Annotated in this window: 18 protein-coding genes; 6 read left to right on the forward strand and 12 right to left on the reverse strand. The window is 69.8% G+C overall.

Translation table 11 applies throughout. The features are described from left to right. Positions 1 to 345: 345 nt before the first annotated feature. From ACX80H_RS02025 to ACX80H_RS02045, 5 genes are all read right to left on the reverse strand, one after another. Positions 346 to 1,218, reverse strand: coding sequence for a DegV family protein (locus tag ACX80H_RS02025; protein ID WP_459310754.1), 873 nt, complete (start codon positions 1,216 to 1,218; stop codon positions 346 to 348). Between the two features lie 44 nt (positions 1,219 to 1,262). Further along, complete coding sequence (leuS, locus tag ACX80H_RS02030; RefSeq protein ID WP_459310755.1) at positions 1,263 to 3,761, reverse strand: leucine--tRNA ligase; 2,499 nt, start codon at positions 3,759 to 3,761, stop codon at positions 1,263 to 1,265. Between the two features lie 308 nt (positions 3,762 to 4,069). Next, entirely contained in the window at positions 4,070 to 5,587 is a 1,518-nt protein-coding gene (glpK, locus tag ACX80H_RS02035) for a glycerol kinase GlpK (RefSeq protein WP_459310756.1), read from the reverse strand. A gap of 70 nt (positions 5,588 to 5,657) precedes the next feature. Then, positions 5,658 to 6,404: an MIP/aquaporin family protein gene (locus ACX80H_RS02040; RefSeq protein WP_459313344.1), complete on the reverse strand. Its 747-nt coding sequence runs from the start codon at positions 6,402 to 6,404 to the stop codon at positions 5,658 to 5,660. Positions 6,405 to 6,538: 134 nt separating this feature from the next. Continuing rightward, positions 6,539 to 8,281 carry a glycerol-3-phosphate dehydrogenase/oxidase gene (locus tag ACX80H_RS02045; RefSeq protein ID WP_459313345.1) on the reverse strand — a complete coding sequence of 581 codons (1,743 nt, stop codon included), beginning with the start codon at positions 8,279 to 8,281 and terminating at the stop codon, positions 6,539 to 6,541. Between the two features lie 225 nt (positions 8,282 to 8,506). Between ACX80H_RS02045 and ACX80H_RS02050 the strand changes: the two genes are divergently transcribed. Next, positions 8,507 to 9,415 (forward strand): sugar-binding transcriptional regulator, encoded by a 909-nt coding sequence (locus ACX80H_RS02050; RefSeq protein WP_459313346.1) that lies wholly within the window; start codon positions 8,507 to 8,509, stop codon positions 9,413 to 9,415. Positions 9,416 to 9,440: 25 nt separating this feature from the next. Here ACX80H_RS02050 and ACX80H_RS02055 read toward each other — a convergent pair whose 3' ends face one another. Beyond that, on the reverse strand, positions 9,441 to 10,451 hold the full coding sequence (locus ACX80H_RS02055; RefSeq protein ID WP_459310757.1) for an NAD(P)-dependent alcohol dehydrogenase: 1,011 nt from the start codon (positions 10,449 to 10,451) through the stop codon (positions 9,441 to 9,443). Positions 10,452 to 10,543: 92 nt separating this feature from the next. Between ACX80H_RS02055 and ACX80H_RS02060 the strand changes: the two genes are divergently transcribed. From ACX80H_RS02060 to ACX80H_RS02080, 5 genes are all read left to right on the forward strand, one after another. Next, a complete protein-coding gene (locus ACX80H_RS02060; RefSeq protein ID WP_459310758.1) occupies positions 10,544 to 11,200 on the forward strand; it encodes a TetR/AcrR family transcriptional regulator in 657 nt (218 codons plus the stop codon). Between the two features lie 61 nt (positions 11,201 to 11,261). Beyond that, a complete protein-coding gene (locus ACX80H_RS02065; protein ID WP_459310759.1) occupies positions 11,262 to 12,095 on the forward strand; it encodes an aldo/keto reductase in 834 nt (277 codons plus the stop codon). After that, positions 12,095 to 13,003 carry an alpha/beta fold hydrolase gene (locus tag ACX80H_RS02070; RefSeq protein ID WP_459310760.1) on the forward strand — a complete coding sequence of 303 codons (909 nt, stop codon included), beginning with the start codon at positions 12,095 to 12,097 and terminating at the stop codon, positions 13,001 to 13,003. The genes ACX80H_RS02065 and ACX80H_RS02070 overlap by 1 nt, the downstream gene beginning before the upstream one ends. Beyond that, positions 13,000 to 14,085, forward strand: coding sequence for a glycosyltransferase family 4 protein (locus tag ACX80H_RS02075; RefSeq protein ID WP_459310761.1), 1,086 nt, complete (start codon positions 13,000 to 13,002; stop codon positions 14,083 to 14,085). The genes ACX80H_RS02070 and ACX80H_RS02075 overlap by 4 nt, the downstream gene beginning before the upstream one ends. Before the next feature lies 1 nt (position 14,086). After that, positions 14,087 to 14,374: a hypothetical protein gene (locus ACX80H_RS02080; protein WP_459310762.1), complete on the forward strand. Its 288-nt coding sequence runs from the start codon at positions 14,087 to 14,089 to the stop codon at positions 14,372 to 14,374. Between the two features lie 252 nt (positions 14,375 to 14,626). Here the strand turns inward: ACX80H_RS02080 and ACX80H_RS02085 are convergent, their stop codons facing one another. The 6 genes from ACX80H_RS02085 to mihF all read right to left on the reverse strand — a co-directional run bounded on the left by ACX80H_RS02085 (position 14,627) and on the right by mihF (position 20,692). Beyond that, positions 14,627 to 16,816, reverse strand: a complete 2,190-nt coding sequence (locus ACX80H_RS02085) for a primosomal protein N' (protein ID WP_459310763.1) — start codon at positions 16,814 to 16,816, stop codon at positions 14,627 to 14,629. Positions 16,817 to 16,864: 48 nt separating this feature from the next. After that, entirely contained in the window at positions 16,865 to 18,076 is a 1,212-nt protein-coding gene (gene metK / locus ACX80H_RS02090; protein WP_459310764.1) for a methionine adenosyltransferase, read from the reverse strand. Between the two features lie 151 nt (positions 18,077 to 18,227). Then, positions 18,228 to 19,442: a bifunctional phosphopantothenoylcysteine decarboxylase/phosphopantothenate--cysteine ligase CoaBC gene (gene coaBC / locus ACX80H_RS02095; RefSeq protein WP_459310765.1), complete on the reverse strand. Its 1,215-nt coding sequence runs from the start codon at positions 19,440 to 19,442 to the stop codon at positions 18,228 to 18,230. Between the two features lie 31 nt (positions 19,443 to 19,473). Further along, complete coding sequence (gene rpoZ, locus ACX80H_RS02100; protein ID WP_087025955.1) at positions 19,474 to 19,734, reverse strand: DNA-directed RNA polymerase subunit omega; 261 nt, start codon at positions 19,732 to 19,734, stop codon at positions 19,474 to 19,476. Between the two features lie 42 nt (positions 19,735 to 19,776). Next, positions 19,777 to 20,346: a guanylate kinase gene (gene gmk, locus ACX80H_RS02105; protein ID WP_459310766.1), complete on the reverse strand. Its 570-nt coding sequence runs from the start codon at positions 20,344 to 20,346 to the stop codon at positions 19,777 to 19,779. A 10-nt stretch (positions 20,347 to 20,356) separates the two neighbouring features. Beyond that, positions 20,357 to 20,692 carry an integration host factor, actinobacterial type gene (mihF, locus tag ACX80H_RS02110; protein ID WP_459310767.1) on the reverse strand — a complete coding sequence of 112 codons (336 nt, stop codon included), beginning with the start codon at positions 20,690 to 20,692 and terminating at the stop codon, positions 20,357 to 20,359. Between the last annotated feature and the right edge of the window lie 3 nt (positions 20,693 to 20,695).

Below are 20,695 nucleotides of genomic sequence, written 5' to 3' on the forward strand. Positions count from 1 at the left end.
GCAGGACGCTGCAGGACGTCGCTGCGGTGGAGCGCGTGCCGCTCTTCGGCTGTGTCCCCATCCCGGCCCTCGTCGGGCCGCGGGGAGTCGGGCAGCGGGGAGTCCGGCCGGCCCTCGTCCTGCGGACCAGGTTCGGGCGGCGAAGAAGCAGGAGACGGGGACACGGACGCCAGCGGGGGCCGCGCACCTTCGTCCCGTGCAGTCGGCCATCGGTGCTTTCCCATGGGGAAACGCTAGGACCAACGCCTCGCGGAGCCGCAGACGGCTGGTGCTATGTGGACATCGGGCTGGAACGGCCGACAGGAACCCTCAGAAGTGCGTCAGGAAGACCGTCAGGAGCGGCTGTCAGGAGCGGCCGGACGTCACGGGCTGGTCCGCAGTGACCGTCACGGCGACCACGCCGAGGCCCGCGTGCGCGGCGAGGACAGAGGGGCAGGGAGCCAGGGACACGCGTCCCGTCCCTGCCACCGCCTCGAGGCGCTCGGCCAGGCCGCGCGCCTCCTCCTCGTTGCCGAAATGGTGCACGGTCAGCAGGACGCCGCCCGCCCGGGTCGCGACGTCGGCCTCCACCAGTTCCTGCAGCCGCGCCATCGCCCGCTGCGCCGATCGCATGCGTTCGAGGGGCACCAGCCGCCCGGCCTGCACGTGGAGGATCACGCGGACGGACAGGAGCGTGCCCAACCAGGCCGCGGCTGCGGTGACCCTGCCGCCGCGCCGCAGCTGCTCGACACTGGGCACGTAGAAGTAGAGCGCGGAGGCGCGTGCCGCGATCGCCGCGGCGGCTGCGGCTGCCTGCAGGTCCGCACCCGTCCGGGCGGCAGCGAGGGCGGCGAGGGCCGCCCGGCCCTGGGCCATGCCCGTCGTCCTCGTGTCGATCACCTCGACCGGGATGGTCGCCCGTGACGCCGCCAGCCGTGCTGCTTCGACCGTCCCGGACAGCAGCCCCGACAGATGGACGGACACGACGCCGTCGTAGCCTTCCTCCGCGAGGCGTCCGTACACCCTGTCGAACTGGCCCGGCGACGGACGGGACGTGCGCACGTCCGACCCCGCGGCGAGGGCCACCATCAGCGGTTCCGTGACGTCGTCGTGCTCACCGGTCAAAATGTCGGATCCCACGAGGACCGGCATCGCGACCACCTGCACGTCGTCGGCCGCACCGCCGGGCGTCAGCCAGTCGGACGGGAAGCCCGCGGCCGAATCGGTGACGACGGCCACCCGTACGGTGTCCGCATGCCCTGGCGCCGCCGGTCCCCGCTCCATCAGGCCGGGACGATGTTGACCAGTTTGGGCGCGCGCACGATGACAGTGCGGATGCCCCGGCCGTCCAGCACACGCTGTACCTGCTCGCTCGCGAGGGCGAGCTCGCGCAGGTCCTGCTCGGCGATGTCCGGGGACACCGTCAGCCGGTCCCGAACCTTGCCCTGCACCTGGACGACGGCCACGACGCTCTCCTGCGTCAGCAGCCCCGCGTCCACCGCGGGCCAGCCCGCCGTCGCCACGGTCGCCTCGTGTCCGAGGCGGTTCCACAGGTCCTCCGCCGTGTAGGGCGCGAAGAGGCTGAGGATGATGGCAACCGCTTCGGCCGCTTCACGCACTGCGGGGTCAGCGCCGCCCGCACCCGAGTCGATCGCCTTCCTCGTCGCATTGACGAGTTCCATGAGCTTCGCGATGACGACGTTGAACTTGTTGGCCTCCATCAGCTCCGAGGCCTCGGCCACGGTCCGGTGCGTCACCGAGCGCAGTGCCCGGTCACCCGCCGACGCGTCGGCTCCGACCTCGCTGGTGACGTCGCCACCGAGCCGCCAGGCGCGCGCCAGGAACTTGGCCGAGCCCGACGGCGAGACATCCGCCCAGTCGACGTCGTCCTCCGGCGGGGACGCGAACACCATGGTCAGGCGCACGGCATCGACGCCGAAGCGGTCGAGCTGCTCGCCGAGGTCGACGCCGTTGCCGAGTGACTTGCTCATGGCCTTGCCGCCGTTGAGCACCTGGCCCTGGTTCAGCAGCGCGCTGAAGGGCTCCGTGAAGCCGACCATGCCGAGGTCGAACAGCACCTTCGTGAAGAACCTGCTGTACAGCAGGTGCAGGATGGCGTGCTCGACGCCGCCCACGTACTGGCCGACGGGCAGCCAGCGGTTCACGGCCTCGGTGTCGAACGGCGCGGTGTCCAGTTGGGGGTTGACGAAGCGCAGGTAGTACCAGGAGGAGTCCACGAACGTGTCCATGGTGTCGGTGTCACGGAGTGCGGCGCCACCGCAGTCCGGGCACGCCACGTTGACCCATTCCTCGACGGCGGCCAGCGGCGACGTCCCCTTCGGTGCGAGGGCCTCGCCGCGCAGGCCCTCGGGCAGCGTGACGGGCAGCTGGTCGTCCGGAACGGCGACCTCACCGCACTTAGGGCAGTGGATGATCGGGATGGGCGTGCCCCAGAAACGCTGCCGCGAGAGCAGCCAGTCCCGCAGGCGGTAGTTGATCGTGTGCTCGCCCGTCCCCTGCTCCTCGATCAGCCCGATCGCGCGGCGGATGGCCTCGGCCTTGTCCAGGCCGGTCAGCTCGCCCGAATTGACCAGCGTCCCCTCGCCCGTCGTCGCGATCCCGGTCTCGGCGGCGTCCTCGGCTCCGGTGTCGACGACGGTGCGCACGGGCAGGTCGAAGGCGCGGGCGAAGTCGAGGTCGCGCTGGTCGTGCGCGGGGACCGCCATGATCGCCCCGGTGCCGTAGTCGGCCAGGACGTAGTCTGCGGCCCAGACCGGCAGCTTCTCGCCGTTGAGCGGGTTGACGGCGTAGCGGCCGGTGAAGATCCCGGTCTTCTCACGCTCCGTCGCCTGGCGTTCGATCTCCGACAGTCCCTTGACCTGCTCCCGGTACTGTTCCAGGTCCGTCCGCCGGTCCGGCGTGACGAGGTCCAGCGCGAGGTCGGCGTCCGCGGCCACGACGAAGAACGTCGCCCCGTACAGGGTGTCCGGCCGGGTCGTGAAGACGGTGACGTCGCTCGCCGGCAGGTCGCCGTCGGCCTCGATCCGGAACCGCACGTGCGCGCCCTCGGAACGGCCGATCCAGTTGCGCTGCATGGCGAGCACGCGCTCGGGCCAGTGGCCCTTCAGCTGCTCCATGTCGTCCAGCAGGCGGTCCGCGTAGTCGGTGATCTTGAAGTACCACTGGTTCAGGTTCTTCTTGGTGACCATCGTCCCGCAGCGGTCGCAGGCGCCGTTGATGACCTGCTCGTTCGCCAGGACGGTCTGGTCCTTGGGGCACCAGTTCACCGGCGAGTTGCGGCGGTAGGCCAGCCCCTTCTGGAAGAACCGCACGAAGAGCCACTGCGTCCAGCGGTAGTACTCCGGGTCGGAGGTGTGCAGCCGGCGGCTCCAGTCGGCGCTGATCGCGTAGCGCCTGAACGAGTTCGCCTGGGTCTCGATGTTCGCGTAGGTCCACTCGGCGGGATGGGCGTTGCGCTTGATGGCCGCGTTCTCGGCGGGGAGCCCGAAGGAGTCCCAGCCGATCGGGTGGAGGACGTCGTAGCCCTTCTGGCGGTAGAAACGCGCCGCGACGTCGCCCATGGCGAACGCCTCGGCGTGGCCCATGTGCAGGTCGCCGGAGGGGTAGGGGAACATGTCGAGCACGTAGCGGCGCTCGCGCTCGCCGTCGTCGGCCGGTGCGAACGCCTGGAGCCGGTCCCAGACCGCGGGCCACTTCGCCTCGATGGCGGAGAAGTCGTAGGTGTTCTCGTCCGGCTGAGCGCCCTCGGGGTTGATGCTCACTGTATGTTGACCTGTCCTGTCGGTGGAACGTCGTCCTGCTCGATGCTTTGTCTCTGCTGCGCTGCCGCGGACCCGCGCCCCGGTGCCTCGGGGCGTCCTGCGCCGGACACACAAAAGCCCCTCACACAGGGAGGGGCCGCCGCACGGTGAGTACCGTGCGGCTAGGTAAGCAGGAGGCCGCGGAGCATGCGTTCACTTTAGCAGTGCCCGCAGCCCGACGACGGAAACCGGGATGCAGGGGTGCACCTGCCAGGTCATGCCCGGCCCGCCCTGCGGCGGACCGGGCACGCCCCGGTGGACGGTCGGTGCTAGCGCACGTCCTCGTCGACCCAGTCGAAGGTCTTCGTGACCGCCTTCTTCCACAGGCGCAGCTGGCGGTCCCGCTCGGCCTCGTCCATGGACGGGTTCCAGCGCTTGTCCTCGGCCCAGTTGGTGGCGAGCTCGTCGGTGTCCTTCCAGAAGCCGACGGCGAGGCCCGCAGCGTAGGCGGCGCCGAGTGCGGTGGTCTCCGTGACCTTCGGTCGGATGACGGGGATGCCGAGGATGTCGGCCTGGAACTGCATCAGGGCGTCGTTGGCGACCATGCCCCCGTCGACCCTGAGGTCCTCCATGTTCACCCCGGAATCGGCGTTCGCCGCGTCCAGCACCTCACGGGTCTGGAAGGCCGTGGCCTCCAGCGCCGCACGGGCGATGTGGCCCTTGTTCACGAAGCGGGTCATGCCGACGATGGCACCGCGAGCATCCGCGCGCCAGTACGGCGCGAACAGGCCCGAGAACGCGGGCACGATGTACACGCCGCCGTTGTCGTCGACCGTCGTGGCGAGCTGCTCCACCTCGGGGGCGCTCTTGATGATGCCGAGATTGTCCCGGAGCCACTGGACGAGCGAACCGGTGACGGCGATCGAACCCTCGAGCGCGTAGACGGGCTTCGCGTCGCCGAGCCGGTAGCAGACCGTCGTGAGCAGGCCGTTCTTGGAGTGGACGATCTCCTCGCCGGTGTTCACGATCATGAAGTTGCCGGTGCCGTACGTGTTCTTTGCACCGCCCTTGTCGAAGGCGGCTTGACCGAAGGTCGCCGCCTGCTGGTCACCAAGGATGCCGGCCACCGGCGTCTCGCGCAGGAGCTGCGAGGTGTGCACGGTGCCGTAGACCTCGGACGAGGACTTGATCTCGGGCATCATCGACACGGGCACCCCGAAGTCGGCGAGGATCGACTCGTCCCACGCCAGCGTCTCGAGATCCATGAACAGCGTGCGCGAGGCGTTGGTGACGTCGGTGATGTGCACGCCGCCGTCGGTGCCGCCCGTGAGGTTCCAGGTGACCCAGGAATCCGTGTTGCCGAACAGGAGGTCGCCGGCCTCCGCCTTCTCGCGTGCCCCGTCGACGTTGTCGAGGATCCACTTGATCTTGGTGCCGGAGAAGTAGGTGGCCAGCGGCAGACCGACCTTCTGCTTGTACCGTTCGACGCCGCCGTCCCGTGCCAGCTCGTCCACAATGTTCTGGGTCCGCGTGTCCTGCCAGACGATCGCGTTGTAGACGGCCTTGCCGGTGGTCCTGTCCCAGACGACGGCGGTCTCGCGCTGGTTGGTGATGCCGACGGCGGCGATGTCGTGGCGTGTGAGGTTCGCCCTGGAGAGTGCGGTGCCGATGACCTCACGCGTGTTGTCCCAGATCTCGGCGGGATCGTGCTCCACCCAGCCGGCCTGCGGGAAGATCTGCTCGTGTTCCTTCTGGCCGGAGGACACGATGTCCCCCTTGTGATCGAACACGATGGCCCTGCTGGAGGTGGTGCCCTGGTCGATGGCGATGACGTACTGCTGCGACATGTCTTGCTCCTTCATTGGATGGACGTCGTTGATCGGCGGCTGCGCACAGCCGCCGAGTCGGAAGGGGGACCTACGCGGCCGCTACGGGGAACGTGATGAACTGGACGACGATGCCGGCGAGGACACCACCGATGATCGGTCCGACGACCGGGACCCAGGCGTAGCCCCAGTCGCTGCTGCCCTTGCCCCGGATGGGCAGGATGGCGTGGGCGATACGGGGACCGAGGTCGCGGTTCGGGTTGATGGCGTAGCCGGTGGGGCCGCCGAGGGAGGCACCGATACCGACGACGAGCAGGGCGACCGCGAGGGGGCCGAGGCCCGTTGCTGTGGGGCCGAGGGACAGGATGACGAAGACGAGCACGAACGTGCCGATGATCTCGGTGACGAGGTTCCAGCCGTAGGACCGGATGGCGGGACCCGTGGAGAAGACGCCGAGCTTGTTGGCGGGGTCCGGCTCCTCGTCGAAGTGCTGCTTGTAGGAGAGCCAGCACAGGATCGCGCCGAGGATGGAACCGAGCATCTGCGCCGCGAGGTAGGCGATCGCCGTGATGAAGTTCTTGTCGACGCCGGGAGCGAATTCGGCGGTGTCGCCGTTGACCCAGAGACCCATCGTGACCGCGAAGTTGAGGTGGGCTCCGGAGAGGGCTGCGACGTAGACGCCGGCGAAGACGGCGAGCCCCCATCCGAAGTTGACCATGAGGAAGCCACCGTTATTGCCCTTGGTCCTGGCGAGCGCGACATTCGCGACGACGCCCGTACCGAGCAATAGCAGCAGCATCGTGCCGAAGGTTTCGGCAACAAATACTTCCAGAGACATCATTGACTCCTCTATCTATTCATTTATCGACGGGTGCCGCCGCCTCGACGGCACCCGTTGGTTCCCCCCGGCAACCACTGCCGTTGGCACTGCACCGCCGGAACAGCGGTTCGACCACGTCGCGGCAGGTGCCGCTACGCGGTCAGGCTCTTGACCTGCACCCGGTGGGCCTCGGCGAGGACCTTCTCGGCGAGCTTGATCTCCGCTGCGGATTCGTCAGCGGTCCAACCCAGCAGCGGGGCCAGGGTCTCGGCAAGCTCTACCAGTAGTTCCTCGGAGACCAGGCCCCGGAATGCAAGTGATGTACGGCGAATCAGGACGTCGATCAGGTGGCCGACCTGCTCGTGCTCCACCATGTAGGCGAGTTCTCGCGTGCTCAGCTCCTGCGTGGAATTAAACATCCTGTCCGGGCTTTCGGCGAGGTATTCGAGAACATCCTTTGCGCGGGTTCCGTAGCGCGTGAGCAGGACCTCCACGCGGGCCTCGTCGACGCCCGGCCGGATCGCCGCCGTGATCCAGGTTCGCCGTGACGTTTCGTCCGTCGGGAAGTCCCTGCCGCCGCCGATCGCGACACCCGCCGTCGAGGTCCTGCGCGTCGCCCCGAGGGCCGCGAGCGTGTCGTTGGTGAGGTGCTCGGAGAGGGCACGGAAGGTGGTCCACTTGCCGCCGACGAGGCTCAGGGTGGTGACGGAGCGGCCGCCCCGCTTCTCCTCGCGCTTCTCGATGCGATAGTCGCGCGAGACGAAGCCGGGCTGCGTGTCATCATGGCGTGGCAGGGGCCGCACGCCGGAGAAGCTGTACACGATGTCGTCCCGCGAGACCGGGATGTCGGGGAACACGTGCCCGATCAGTTCGAAGAAGTACGCGATCTCCTCGTCCGTGCAGACGGCCTGCGCCTCGACGTCGACGTCGATGTCCGTGGTGCCGACGAGAACGCGGTCCCCCATGGGGTAGATGAGGACGATGCGGCCATCGAGATGCTCGAAGAAGATCTCGGTGCCGTTGCACGCCTCCAGCAGTCGGGGGTTGTCCAGCACGATGTGCGAGCCCTTGGTACCGCCCATGAAAAGGGTCTCCGCACCGAGCGCGGCGTTGGTGCTGTCGGTCCAGGCCCCGGTCGCATTGACGACGACGTCGGCCTGGAAGGGAAAGGTCTCCCCCGTGAGCTCGTCCCGCAGCACGACGCCCTCGTCGGTCGTCCCGATGGCGCTGACGTAGTTGGCGGCGCGGGCGGCCGGGTTGGCGACCTGGCCGTCCCGCAGCACGTCCAGCGTGAGGCGCTCCGGGTTGTGCACGGAGGCGTCGAAGTAGGTTGCCGCGTACTTGATGTCCTTGCGGAGCTCGGGCATGGCGGCGAGCGCCTTCTTGCGGCCGACGAAGGAGTGGCGGGGGACGTTGCCGCCGTCGCGCGAGAAGAAGTCGTACATCGTGAGGCCGGCCTTGATGAGGACGGCGCCGCGCTCCACCTGCTTGCCCTGGCGGTGCGTGAGGAAGCGCATCGGGGCGGAGAGGATGCCCGAGAAGGTCGTGTAGATGGGGATGGTCGTCTGCAGCGGCTTCACGTAGTGCGGTGCGATCCGCAGGAGGGCGTTGCGCTCGATGACGGACTCGCGGACGAGGCGGAACTCGCCGTTCTCGAGGTAGCGGATCCCGCCGTGGATCATGTGCGACGAGGCACCCGAGGCCCCCTGGCAGTAATCGCCGCGTTCCACGAGGGCGACGTCGATCCCCTGCAGTGCGAGATCGCGGAAGGTACCGACCCCGTTGATGCCGCCGCCGATGACGAGCACGGAGGCCCGGGGGGTGTCCCTGAGCTTCTGCACCACGGTGCGGGTGGAAGTTGTCGTGCCTTCTCCGGTGGTCCGGTCGGCTGGAATGCTCAAAGGACTACTCCGTCGCTTCTCTGTAGCTGGTCTGTCTGGACTGGGTACTGCGGTTCCATTCTTGGAGCAGTGGGAATAGCAGTCAATCGGATTGCACAAACGTGCACGGACGGCCAGACTGGCGGAATGACGACGGCGAACGGCAGTACCGGATGGGAGTCCGCCGAGGTGGAGCGAACGGAGGGCAACCGCTCGCGGGACGCCCTGAGGGCCGCCCAAATGTACTACCTCCAGGACCTCACCATGGAGGCCATCGCGCGCGAGCTGCGCACCTCGCGCTCCACGGTCTCCCGCCTGCTCTCCATGGCGCGCGAGACGGGCCTCGTCCAGATCCAGGTCAACAACCCGTCCGAGCGTGCGCCGGCGCTGGAGCAGCAGATCGGCCGCCGGTTCGGCGTCGAGGCCCACGTGGTGCCGGTCGCGGACTCCATCAGCGACTCCGAGGTGCTCGACCGCGTCGCCATCCAGGCGGCCCGGACCATCGGGCCCCTCGTGGATTCGAACGCCATCATCGGCGTCGCCTGGGGATCCACCCTGAGCGCCGTCAGCCACCACCTCACCCGCAAGCAGACCCACGACAGCACGATCGTGCAACTCAACGGTGCCGGCAACACCCAGACCACGGGGATCACCTATGCGAGCGAGATCCTGCGGCGCTTCGGGCAGGCCTACGGCGCTCGTGTGGAACAGTTCCCCGTCCCCGCGTTCTTCGACCACGCGGCCACGAAGACGGCGATGTGGGAGGAGCGGAGCGTCCGCCGCATCCTCGATCTGCAGGGCCGGATGACCATGGCGATCTTCGGTGTCGGATCCATCGGCGCCGGCATCCCGAGCCACGTCTACAGCGGTGGGTATCTGGACCGCGAGGACCTCGACACCCTGGAGAGCGAGGAGGTCGTGGGCGACGTCGCCACCATGTTCTTCCGGGCCGACGGCTCCTACAGCGACATCCTGCTCAACGAGCGCAGCACCGGGCCCGACCTCGACGACCTGAAGCGGGTTCAAAGGCGCATCTGCGTCGTGTCGGGAGAATCGAAGATCAACGGCCTCCGCGGGGCGCTCGCGGCAGGACTGGCCACCGACCTCATCCTGGACGAGGGATCCGCCCGGCGCCTCGTCCACACCTGAGGAGGAACTGCCGAAGCACGCGCGGCTACACCGTGAGGACCACCTTGCCGCGGACGGCCCCCGACTCGAGGTAGTCCATCGCCTCCGCGGCATCCGCCAGCGGGAAGGTGCGGTCGATGCTCGGTACGACGGAGCCGGCTTCGATCAGGGGGACGAGCCGCTCGAGCACCTCCGCGCGCACCACGGCGAAGACCATCGCCAGCCTCTGGCGAACGAACGGGGACAGTGCCGCGGCCCCGATCTGCCGGTGCAGACCGCCGGTCAGGTTCCCTCCGCCCTCGCCGCCGACGATCACCGCCGTGCCGTTCGGTGCGAGCGCCCGGCGCAGGTGACCCACCGACGGGGTGCCGCCGATATCGAGGATGAGGTCGAACGCGGCACCGGCGTGCGCGAAGTCCTGGAGCGAGTAGTCGATGACCCGATGGGCACCCAGTGCGCGCACGTACTCGCCCTTGGCACCGCTGCACACCGCCGTCACCTGCGCTCCTGCCGCCCTGGCGAGCTGCACCGCGAAGCTGCCGACACCGCCCGAGGCTCCCAGGATCGCCACCTGCTGGCCGTCGCAGACCCGGCCGACATCGTGCAGCGCCTTCATCGCCGTGACGCCGGAGACCGGCACCGCTGCGGCCTGGACGAAGGACAGCGCGGCGGGCTTGTGCACGAGACTTCCCTCCGAAGCCGTCGCGTACTCCGCGAAGGTTCCGCGACCGACGCCGAACACCTCGTCGCCGACGGCGAAGCGCGACACCCGGGCACCTGCTGCGACGACGACACCGGCGACGTCCATGCCGGGCACCGGATTCCTCGGCCCGCGCAGCCCGAAGGCCAGCCTGCCCAGGTACGGCAGTCCCGTCATCGTGTGCCACACCCCCCGGTCGAGCCCGGCGGCCCGTACCTGGACCAGTACCTCGTCCGCCGCGATCCCGGGCACCGGCACCTCGCGCGGGCGCAGCACCTCCGCCCTGCCGTAGGCATCCTGCACCACCGCCCTCATGGTCCCGGTACCCGCCGTCGTCCTGCCGAGCCGTTCCTGCATGACTGCCTCTCCGGCGCCGCACGGTGCGTCACCCGTTATGCGGGGAGGTTATCGTACAATGTACGAAACCACTAGGCCGAGGAGCCGCCGCGATGGCCGCACGGACGGGAACGAACGGACGGACCCCGCTGTCCAGGGAGCGCGTCCTGCGGTGTGCGCTCACCCTGGCCGACCGCGACGGCATCGCCGGCCTGACCATCCGCACGCTCGCCCAGGAGCTCGGCTGCAGACCCATGAGCCTCTACTACTACGTGGCCAATAAGGAGCAGATCCTGGACGGCATCGTGGACCTGGTCTTCGGGGAGGTCCACCTTCCGGTGATCGGTAATCCGTGGCGGGAGGAGATGCTCGCCCGGGCACGTTCCCTGCGGGAGGTGCTGGGCCGCCATCCCTGGGCTGTCGGCCTGCTCGAATCGCGGACGCACCCCGGCCCCGCGACCCTGCGACACCATGACGCCACGCTCGGTACCCTGCGCAGCGCCGGTTTCACCCTCCGCGCGACGGCCCACGCCTACGCACTGCTCGACAGCTACATCTACGGTTTCGCCCTGCAGGAGGTGGCCCTGCCGCTCAGTGGCGCCGACTCGGTGGCCGACGTCGCGGCACCGATCATGGAGCAGTTCGCCGGCGGGCAGTACCCGTGGATGATGGAGATCGCCACCGGTATCGTGATGCAGCCCGGCTACGACTTCGGCGACGAATTCGAGTACGGACTGGAGCTCATCCTCGACGGGCTCGATCCCCGCTGAGCGACGCGCAGGGCCTACCGGGCGCGGGCCCTGCCCGGGCCGATCTCGGTAGAGTTCCCCCATGAGCTCCTCCGTCCCCCGCGTCGCACTCGCCGACGGCACATCGATCGACGTCGTCGGGTACGGCGTCTATAAGGTCCCGCCCGCGGACACCGCGCACCTCTGTTCGACGGCGCTCGACGCCGGCTACCGGCTCCTCGACACGGCGGCCCTCTACGGCAACGAAGCGGGCGTGGGCGAAGCCACGCGGGCCTACCTCGAGACCGGTGACCGGGGGGACCTGTTCGTCACGTCGAAGGTCTGGAACGACGACCACGGCCACGACGCCACCCTGCGGGCGTTCGACGCATCGATGGACCTGCTGGGCCTCGACCGGCTGGACCTCTACCTCATCCACTGGCCGTGCCCGTCGAAGGACCTGTACGTCGAGACCTGGCGTGCCCTCGGGCGGCTCCAGGCGGAAGGCCGCGTCCGGTCCATCGGGGTCTCCAACTTCCAGCGGCCGCACCTGGAGCGCCTGCTGGCCGAGACCGGCGTCGTCCCCGTCCTCAACCAGGTCGAACTGCACCCCTACCTGCAGCAGCACGACCTGCGCTCGTTCCACGCACGGCACGGCATCGCCACGCAGGCCTGGAGTCCCCTCGGACGCGGCAACGTGCTGCAGGACCCCGTCGTGGGCCGGATCGCCTCTGAACTCGGCCGCACGCCGGCGCAGGTGATCCTGCGGTGGCACCTGCAGCACGGCATCCTCACGATCCCAAAGGCGAGCTCCCGCGAGCGCATCAGCTCCAACCTCGACATCTTCGGGTTCGCCCTCGACGACGCGCACGTCGCGGCACTCGACGCGCTCGACCGGGACCAGAGGTTCGGCTCGCACCCGGACCGGGTGGGCTGATGCGATCCGCCGTCGTCCGGAGCATCCCCTGGGAGGGGACGCTCCAGCGGGTCTGGGACTATCCCGCCGAGCGTGCCGCCGACCTCCCCGCCGGCGGACCGAGCGACGCTCCGCACGGCGCGACCATCGTCATGGTGCACGGGTTCCGGGGGGACCACCACGGGTTGCTGCGCCTGGTCGAGGAACTACCCGGGCACCGGGTCCTCCTGCCGGACCTGCCGGGGTTCGGTCAGGGCCAGGAACTGGGCGGCACGCACGACGTCGCCGCCTACGCCCGTTTCATCAGGGACGTCACCCGGAGGCTCGTCCCGGAGCCGCGCGTCCTGCTCGGGCATTCCTTCGGGTCGATCGTCGCTGCCGAGGCCGCCGCCCTGGACCCGGACCTCGCCGGGATCCTGGTCCTCGTCAACCCCATCAGCGCTCCCGCCCTCGAGGGGCCGAGCCGGACCGCATCCCGGCTGGCGGAGGGCTACTACGTCGCCGCGGACCGCCTGCCGGAAACCGCCGGGCGGGCGCTCCTGTCGAATCCCGCGATCGTACGGGGCATGAGCATCTTTCTGGCCAAGACGAAGGACAGGAACCTGCGGCGCTGGATCCATGGGCAGCACGATGCCTACTTCAGCTCGTTCGCCGGCCGGCGCGTCGTGCTGGAGGCGTTCCGGGCGTCGATCTCGGGCACCGTCCGGGACCGAGCGCGGGAGCTGACGATGCCGGTCCTGCTCATCGCCGCGGAGAACGACGACATCGGGTCGGTCGCCAGCCAGCGGGAGTTGGCGGCCCTCATCCCGGACGCGACACTGGAGGTCATCCCCGACGTCGGCCACCTCGTCCACTACGAGAAGCCGCGCGAGGCAGCGCTGCTGGTGGAGGACTTCCTCGAGAACTGCCTGAAGGACGCACCTGCATGAGGATCCTGTTCGACGCGCGCTTCACGCGCACCGACCACCACGACGGCATCAGCCGTTACGGAGCCAGCCTGATCTCCGCCCTCGCGGAGACGGACGACGTCGTGATGCTCATCAGCGACCCGCGGCAGCTCGCCCTCCTGCCGGACGTACCGCATGTGCGGATCAACAGCCCCCTCTCCCCCGCGGAACTGTTCGTCGCCCGGCGCATCAACCCGCTCGAGCCCGACGTCGTCGTGTGCCCCATGCAGACCATGGGGTCCTGGGGCCGCAGGTACCCGCTCGTCCTCACCCTGCACGACCTCATCTACTACCAGAACCCGACACCGCCGACGTTCCTCCCGCTCCCCGTGCGCCTGCTCTGGCGGCTCTACCACCTCGCCTACTGGCCCCAGCGCCTCCTCCTCGACCGCGCGGACGTCGTCGCCACCATCTCCAGCACGACGGCGGACCTCATCCGCCGGCACCGGCTGACGCGCCGGCCCGTCCTGCTCGTGGGCAATGCGCCGCAGCCGACGGAGCGCCGTCGCGATCCGGAGGCGCCGCGGTCGGCGTCGCTGCTCTACATGGGCTCCTTCATGCCCTACAAGAACGTCGAGACACTCGTCCGCGCCATGGCCACCCTGCCCGGGCACACGCTCCACCTGCTGAGCCGCATCACGCCGGAACGCCGCCGGGAGCTCGAGGCCCTGGCTCCCGGAACGGACCGCGTGGTCTTCCATGGCGGCGTGACGGACGCCGAGTACGAGGACCTGCTGCACGACTCGACCGCGCTCGTCACCCTCTCGAGGGCGGAAGGGTACGGCCTGCCGATCATCGAGGCGATGGCGACGGGCACCCCGGTGGTCGCCAGCGACATCCCCATCTTCCGCGAGGTCGGCGGCACCGCAGCGCTGTACGTCGACCCGGACGACCCGTCGGCGGTGGCCGCCATGGTGCGCACCCTGGAGGAGCCGGACCGGTGGGCCGAGGCGTCCCGAGCCGGGATCGAGCGGGCGTCGGCCTACTCGTGGGCCTTCTCGGCGAAGCAGCTCCGGCTGGCGTGCGAACGGGCTGTCGCCGAGCATGCACGACGGCGGGCCTGACATGGCCGACCTCCAGTGCCCGGCCACGGCGATCCTGCTCGACGCCGCCGCCGCTCCGCCCCCGTGGCTGGCGCGCCTGCGGGTCGCGGGCCGGTTCGAGGCACGCGGTCCGGACGCCGTCGTCGCCCTCGTGGAGGAGACGGCCGACCTGTACCGCGGCGAGGCCTTCGTGGTCGCCGCACCCCTGGCCGATCTCGACGGGGCGCTGCGGGCGCGGGGTATCGGAGTCGGCGCGCCGATCGTCGTCGAGATCGATTCCGGCGGGTGGCGGACCGTGCCCACTCCCTGACGGGCGCCGTCCGTCGCGCTCCATGCAGCCCCACGTCACCGGCGTACCGTGCATGAACTGTCACTGCCGGCTGACCAGGCAGCTGACACAGACCCGGGTACCAACGGCTGACGCAGGAACGGGCTCGGACGCTGGGGCCGGCTGAGGCAGGCTGAGGCAGGCTGAGGCAGGCTGAGGCAGGCTGAGGCAGGCTGAGGAGACGCTGCGGCGATCCCGGCACGGGTGGCCGGCAAGAGCATTGCGAGTGGTCTGCTAGAGCACGTCGAGCGCATCGAGCCGGATGTGGACCGGCTCTCCCGTCCGTTTCGCGGACAGGGTGGCGCGGCGGGCCCGCAGCTGCCGTGTCATGGCGGCTGCCGCACGGTAGGGGAAGAACAGGAGGACGCGGTGGCTTCCCTGCCCGGCGAGTGCGTCCGGGGACGGAGCGCCCGTCCGCCCCGTGTCCTTCGGGTCCGCTGCTGCACGTGCCACCCGCATCGCCTCCCGGCGGATGTCCGGCGGGACGGGCGCGGGCCCGACGACGCGGGCGCCCTCCGTCCCGACTCCTTCGAGGAAGTACGTCAGGGCCTCGCGGGTCCCCGTCAGCACGGCATACCGGACGGCGGGAGGCAGGCCGAGGTGCTGCCGCTCCAGGAGTTCCCGCGCCGCAGCGCCGGCGGGATCCCAGCGCACGAGGTGGCCCACCGCGACGTCGTCGTCGCCCGTGATGACCACGGTGCCTCCTGCCGCGGACGGGCGCGCCAGGATGGCCGCCGAGAACCAGCGCCGCAGGGCGTCCTCTCCGGCGCGCAGGGACTCACGGCTGAGCAGGGCGTTGCCGTCGAGCAGGATGACGGCCGCGTAGCCGCCAGGCGCCACGGGCTCCGCGCCGGGCGTCGCGACGACGACGGCGGGCACGTCGCGGACGGTGTCGACGATGTGCTCGCCCGCAGAGGACACCACCGGCACGCCGGGGAAGGCCCGCCCCAGTTCCTCGGCGGTCCGGAGAGCACCCGCGACGGTTGCGCGGACCCGGGTCCCGCCGCACTCGGGACAGGACCAGGAGGTCTCGGGCCGCCCGCACCAGCGGCAGGCCGGTGGGGCGTTCCGGCTCGGCTGCGCCAGCGGCCCGGCGCAGGAGGAGCACCGTGCAGGGTGACGGCACCGGTCGCAGGCCAGGGACGGGGAGAATCCGGTGCGGGCCACCTGCAGCAGGACGGGTCCGTGCTTCAGCCCGGCCTGCGCTGCTGCCCAGGCCGCGTGGGGTATGCGGGCCTGCGCGGCGAGCGGGTCGCGTTCCATCTGGTACGCGTCGGCGGCGTGGACGACCCGCGGTGTCGCGCGGCGCACCTCGGCACGATCGGCCTGGACGGCGTGGGCCCAGCCGGTGTCGACGAGCCGCTGCGTCTCCGTGCTGCGGGAGAAGGAGGAGAGCAGCACGGCGGCGCCCTCCTGCTCGGCCCGCAACAGCAGCACGTCGCGGACGTGCTGGTACGGTGCGCGCTGCTCGAGATGCTGGTCGTCGCCGTCGTCCCACAGGCACACCAGTCCCAGGTCGCGCACGGGCGCGTAGGCGGCCGAACGGGTCCCGACGGCGACCGTCGCCGACCCGTGCAGGATCCGCAGGAAGCTGCGATACCGGGGCGTCGCCCCGTCCTCCCCCGTGAGGCGGGCCACGGCGGTCGGGCCGAGGCGCGCCACGAGCGCGGTTTCGACGCGCGCGAGGTCGCGCTGGTCGGGAACGACGACGATGGAGCCGCGGCCCGAGGCTGCCGTCTCGGCGACGGCCTCGGCGATCTCCTCCGTCCACGCCGTGCTGCCGAAGCCACCGAGGCTCGTGAGGACGGCCCGCGGCGATTCCCCCGCCCGCAGGTGCTGCAGGTAGGCCGGCCCGTTGGAGTAGCGCCGGAAGATGCCGGGGGCCCGTGGGGCCGGCGTGGCTGTGCCTGGAGCAACCACCGTATCTACCACCGTATCGACTGCCGTATCGACTGCCGGGGCAGTTCCCGGGGGGAACTCGTCCTCCACGCGGGCCATCCGCGGCGGGACCGCCAGCCGCAGGACATCGCTCACCGTTCCGACCGACCGTGCCGCGACGGCCGTCGCGAGGGCCAGGACCTCGGGTGTCAGGACGCGCTGGGGGGACACGACCTTGCCCAGGGGCAGGAGCGTGGCCGTCGTACTGGCCTCATCCACCCGTTCGGCGAGGAACCCCGTGTGCTCGCGTCCGGCGAACCGCACCTTGACCCGCACCCCGGGCTGCGCCTCGGCATCCATGGCGGCGGGCACCGCATAGTCGAAGAACCGGTCGAGATGGGGTAGCTGCGCGTCGAGGATCACCCGGGCCACGGGATGCGTCGACGCCCGTTCGGGATCGGTCCGGGGCAGCTTCGCGGGCCCGAAGCCGTGCAGCAGCGACAGCTGGCCGTCCGTCCCGATCGTGTCCCGCTCCGTCTCCGTCATGATGCTGAAGCGTCCGGCAGCCTGCGCCGTGCGCTGTCCCCTTCCGGCTCAGGCGTTGAAGTAGCTCCGGAGCTTGTCCACGCGGTCGGTGCGCTCCCAGGTGAAGCCCTCCTCCTCGCGGCCGAAGTGGCCGTGGGCGGCGGTGCGCTGGTAGATGGGACGCTTGAGGTCGAGTGCGGTGATGATGCCGAGGGGGCGGAGGTCGAAGACCTCACGGATGGCGGTGCCGATGGCGAGCGGGTCGACCGTCTCCGTACCGAAGGTCTCGACGTAGATGCCGACGGGCTGGGCCATGCCGATGGCGTAGGCGATCTGGATCTCGGCGCGGCGCGCAAGGCCGGCCGCGACGACGTTCTTCGCGACCCAGCGCATGGCGTAGGCGGCCGAACGGTCCACCTTCGAGGGGTCCTTGCCGCTGAAGGCTCCACCGCCGTGCCGGGCCATGCCCCCGTACGTGTCCACGATGATCTTGCGGCCCGTCAATCCGGCATCTCCTACGGGGCCACCGATCACGAACGCGCCGCCCGGGTTGAGGATGTGCCGGACGGAGGACGTATCGAGCTCGGAATCCTCGAGGACCGGCGCGATGACGTGGTCGGCCAGGTCGGCCCTGAGCTGCTCGAGGGACACATCGGAGGAGTGCTGCGACGAGATGACGACGGAGTCGATCGAGACCGGCCGGTCGCCGTCGTAGCCGATGGTGACCTGGGTCTTGCCGTCGGGCCGTAGGTACGGAAGGGTGCCGTCCTTGCGGACAGCGGTGAGGCGTTCCGAGAGGCGGTGGGACAGCCAGATGGGCGCCGGCATCATGACCGCCGTCTCGTCGCTCGCGTAGCCGAACATGATCCCCTGGTCACCGGCACCCTGGGCGTCGAAGGGATCCACGCCGGTGCCCTCGCGGGTCTCCAGGGAGGTGAACACGCCCGAGGCGATCTCCGCGGACTGCTGGCCGATGGACACCGACACGCCGCACCGCGCCCCGTCGAAACCGTTCGCCGAGGAGTCGTAGCCGATGCCGAGGATCGTCTTGCGGACGATGTCGGGGATCTCGACGTACGCCTCCGTGGTCACCTCACCCGCGACGTGCACCAGCCCGGTGGTGACGAGCGTCTCGACCGCCACGCGGGAGTCGGGGTCCTGCTCGAGGAGTCCGTCGAGGATCGCGTCGCTGATCTGGTCGCAGATCTTGTCCGGATGGCCCTCGGTGACCGACTCCGAGGTGAACAGGCGCAGGGGGGAATCAGTGCTGGGTGAATTCACGTGCCCACTCTACTTGGTTGGAGGGACAGTCCGGCCCGGATGCTGCACGGCCCGAGGGTCCCGCGGCTGCCGGACGAATGCCCGTCGTGAGCCCGTTGGACGCTGGGCCGCCGCCGGGCGGACGGCTGCCGACACGCCCGGCGGAGCTGCCTCAGCGGGACAGGAGGTGCGCGGCGTGGTCGAGAACGGCATCCGCGACGGCCCGCTTCGATCCGCGCACGGGGTCGGACTCGCTGCCGTCGGCATCGAGGATGGTGACCTCGTTCGAGTCCTCGCCGAAGACGAGGTCCGAGCCGACGACGTTCAGCACGAGGAAGTCGCAGCCCTTCCGCGCGAGCTTGGCGCGGGCATGCGTGAGCGGGTCGGCCGCGGCGTCACCGGTCTCGGCGGCGAATCCCGCGATGACGGGCGGCTTCCCGTGATCCTGCCGGGCCAGCACGGCCTCCCGGAGAACGTCGGGATTGCGGACGAGCGTGATCACCGGATCGGTCCCGTCGTCGTTCTTCTTGATCTTGGTGGCGACGACCTCGGCGGGACGGAAGTCGGCGACCGCGGCGGCCATCACGAGGACATCGGTGACCGGGAGCGCCGCGAGGACGGCCTCGCGCAGCTGGAGGGCTGATTCGACCCGGACGACGTCGCAGCCGCGGGGCGGCGCCACCTCCGCATGCGCGAGGATCAGGGTCACGTGCGCTCCCCGGGCGAGGGCCGCCTCGGCGAGGGCCATGCCCTGCTTGCCGGACGACCGGTTCCCAAGGAAGCGTACCGGGTCGAGGGCCTCGCGCGTGCCTCCCGCGGAGATGGTGATGCGCTTGCCCTGCAGGGCCTCGGACCCCGAGGACCGCGCGACGGCGGCCATCGCCGCGTCGAAGATGTCGGCAGGTTCCGGCAGCCGGCCAGGACCGGAGTCCGAGCCGGTGAGACGCCCGGATGCGGGCTCCATGACCGTGACGCCGCGGGAGCGGAGGGTCTCGACATTCGCCCTCGTCGCGGCGTGCTGCCACATCTCGGTGTGCATGGCGGGTGCCAGGAAGACGGGACCGTGCGCCATGAGGAGAGTGCCCGTCAGCAGGTCGTTGGCGAGCCCCGCGGCAGCGCGGGCCAGGACGTCGGCCGTGGCGGGGGCGACGACGATGAGGTCGGCCTCGTGGCCGAGCCGCACGTGGTTCACCTTGTCGACGTCGTCCCAGACGCTGTTGCTCACCGGGTTGCCCGAGAGTGCCTCCCAGGTGGCGGTTCCGACGAAGCGCGTCGCCGCGTCCGTGGGGATGACGGTGACGTCATGCCCCGACTCCGTGAAAAGACGGAGGAGGGATGCTGCCTTGTAGGCTGCGATCCCTCCTCCGACACCAAGTACTATGCGCACCGGTTGTCCGTGTGCTGCCCGACCGGCGGGACTACTCGGACTGTTCCATCGGCGTGGACACGAGCATGCCCTCGTTGATCTCGCGCAGCGCGATGGAGAGCGGCTTCTCGTTCAGCTTCGTGTCGACCAGGGGGCCGACGTACTCGAAGAGCCCTTCATGCAGCTGCGAGTAGTACGCGTTGATCTGGCGGGCGCGCTTGGCACCATAGATCACGAGGGCGTACTTCGAGTCCGAGGCCTCCAGCAGAGAGTCGATCGGCGGGTTGATGATGCCTTCGGGCTGAGTTGACACAAATTCTCCAAATATTAGGCGGAACGGCCGGTGCAGGGCTTGTCAGCGCTGCAGCGGACGCAGTCCCATCAGTGATACGAGCTCGTCTGCCGCATGCTCCACGGTGTCGTTGACGACGGTGTGGTTGAATTCCGGCTCGGCGGCAAGTTCCAGTTTAGCTGTTTCCAGCCGCTGCTGCTGTTCCTCCGGTGTTTCGGTGCCGCGGCCCACGAGCCGGCGCACCATCTCGTCCCAGCTCGGCGGGGCCAGGAAGACGAAATTCGCCTCCGGCATGCTCTCCTTGACCTGGCGCGCGCCCTGCAGATCGATCTCGAGCAGCACGGTGCGGCCCTCGTCCATCGCGGCCTGCACGGTGCGGCGCAGCGTGCCGTAGCGGTTGCGGCCATGGACCAGGGCCCACTCCAGCAACTGCCCGTCCTCGATGAGCTGGTCGAACTCCTCCGGGGAGACGAAGAAGTAGTGCACGCCATGGATCTCACCCGGGCGGGGAGGCCGGGTGGTCGCGGAGACGGAGAGCCACACCTCCGGGTAGTTGTCCCGGATATAGGTGGAGACGGTTCCCTTGCCGACCGCGGTCGGGCCGGCGAGAACAGTCAACCGGGGCTGGAACACTGAGGCTTCCTTACTTACTGGCCGAGCCAGAATGGTGTCCGAGGTACTCGACGAGTAACCTGCGCTGATGGATGCCGAGTCCGCGGACGCGGCGCGTCGCGGCGATACCGACCTCTGCCATGATGGCGGCCGCCCGCACGTCCCCCACGCCGGGCAGGGCCTTGAGGAGATCCAGGACCTTGAGGCGGCCCACGGCGTCGTCGCCGTCGGGATTCTCGATCACTTCCGCCACAGAGAGCTTACCGGTCTTCAGCCGGGACTTGATGTCCGCCCGAACCGCGCGCGCAGCCGTCGCCTTCTCCCGCGCCCGTCTTCGTTCGACATCCGTCAATGGCTTCAGACTCACTGG

This window comes from Arthrobacter pasteuri (assembly GCF_054510955.1).

What these genes read in the sequence shown, in the direction of transcription:
- glpK (WP_459310756.1), bottom strand. Translation starts at nt 5,587, where the DNA reads ATGTCGCAGCAGTACGTCATCGCCATCGACCAGGGCACCACCTCCAGC.
- ACX80H_RS02040 (WP_459313344.1), bottom strand. Translation starts at nt 6,404, where the DNA reads ATGTCTCTGGAAGTATTTGTTGCCGAAACCTTCGGCACGATGCTGCTG.
- ACX80H_RS02050 (WP_459313346.1), top strand. Translation starts at nt 8,507, where the DNA reads ATGTACTACCTCCAGGACCTCACCATGGAGGCCATCGCGCGCGAGCTG.
- ACX80H_RS02055 (WP_459310757.1), bottom strand. Translation starts at nt 10,451, where the DNA reads ATGCAGGAACGGCTCGGCAGGACGACGGCGGGTACCGGGACCATGAGG.
- ACX80H_RS02060 (WP_459310758.1), top strand. Translation starts at nt 10,544, where the DNA reads ATGGCCGCACGGACGGGAACGAACGGACGGACCCCGCTGTCCAGGGAG.
- ACX80H_RS02065 (WP_459310759.1), top strand. Translation starts at nt 11,262, where the DNA reads ATGAGCTCCTCCGTCCCCCGCGTCGCACTCGCCGACGGCACATCGATC.
- ACX80H_RS02070 (WP_459310760.1), top strand. Translation starts at nt 12,095, where the DNA reads ATGCGATCCGCCGTCGTCCGGAGCATCCCCTGGGAGGGGACGCTCCAG.
- ACX80H_RS02075 (WP_459310761.1), top strand. Translation starts at nt 13,000, where the DNA reads ATGAGGATCCTGTTCGACGCGCGCTTCACGCGCACCGACCACCACGAC.
- ACX80H_RS02080 (WP_459310762.1), top strand. Translation starts at nt 14,087, where the DNA reads ATGGCCGACCTCCAGTGCCCGGCCACGGCGATCCTGCTCGACGCCGCC.
- ACX80H_RS02085 (WP_459310763.1), bottom strand. Translation starts at nt 16,816, where the DNA reads ATGACGGAGACGGAGCGGGACACGATCGGGACGGACGGCCAGCTGTCG.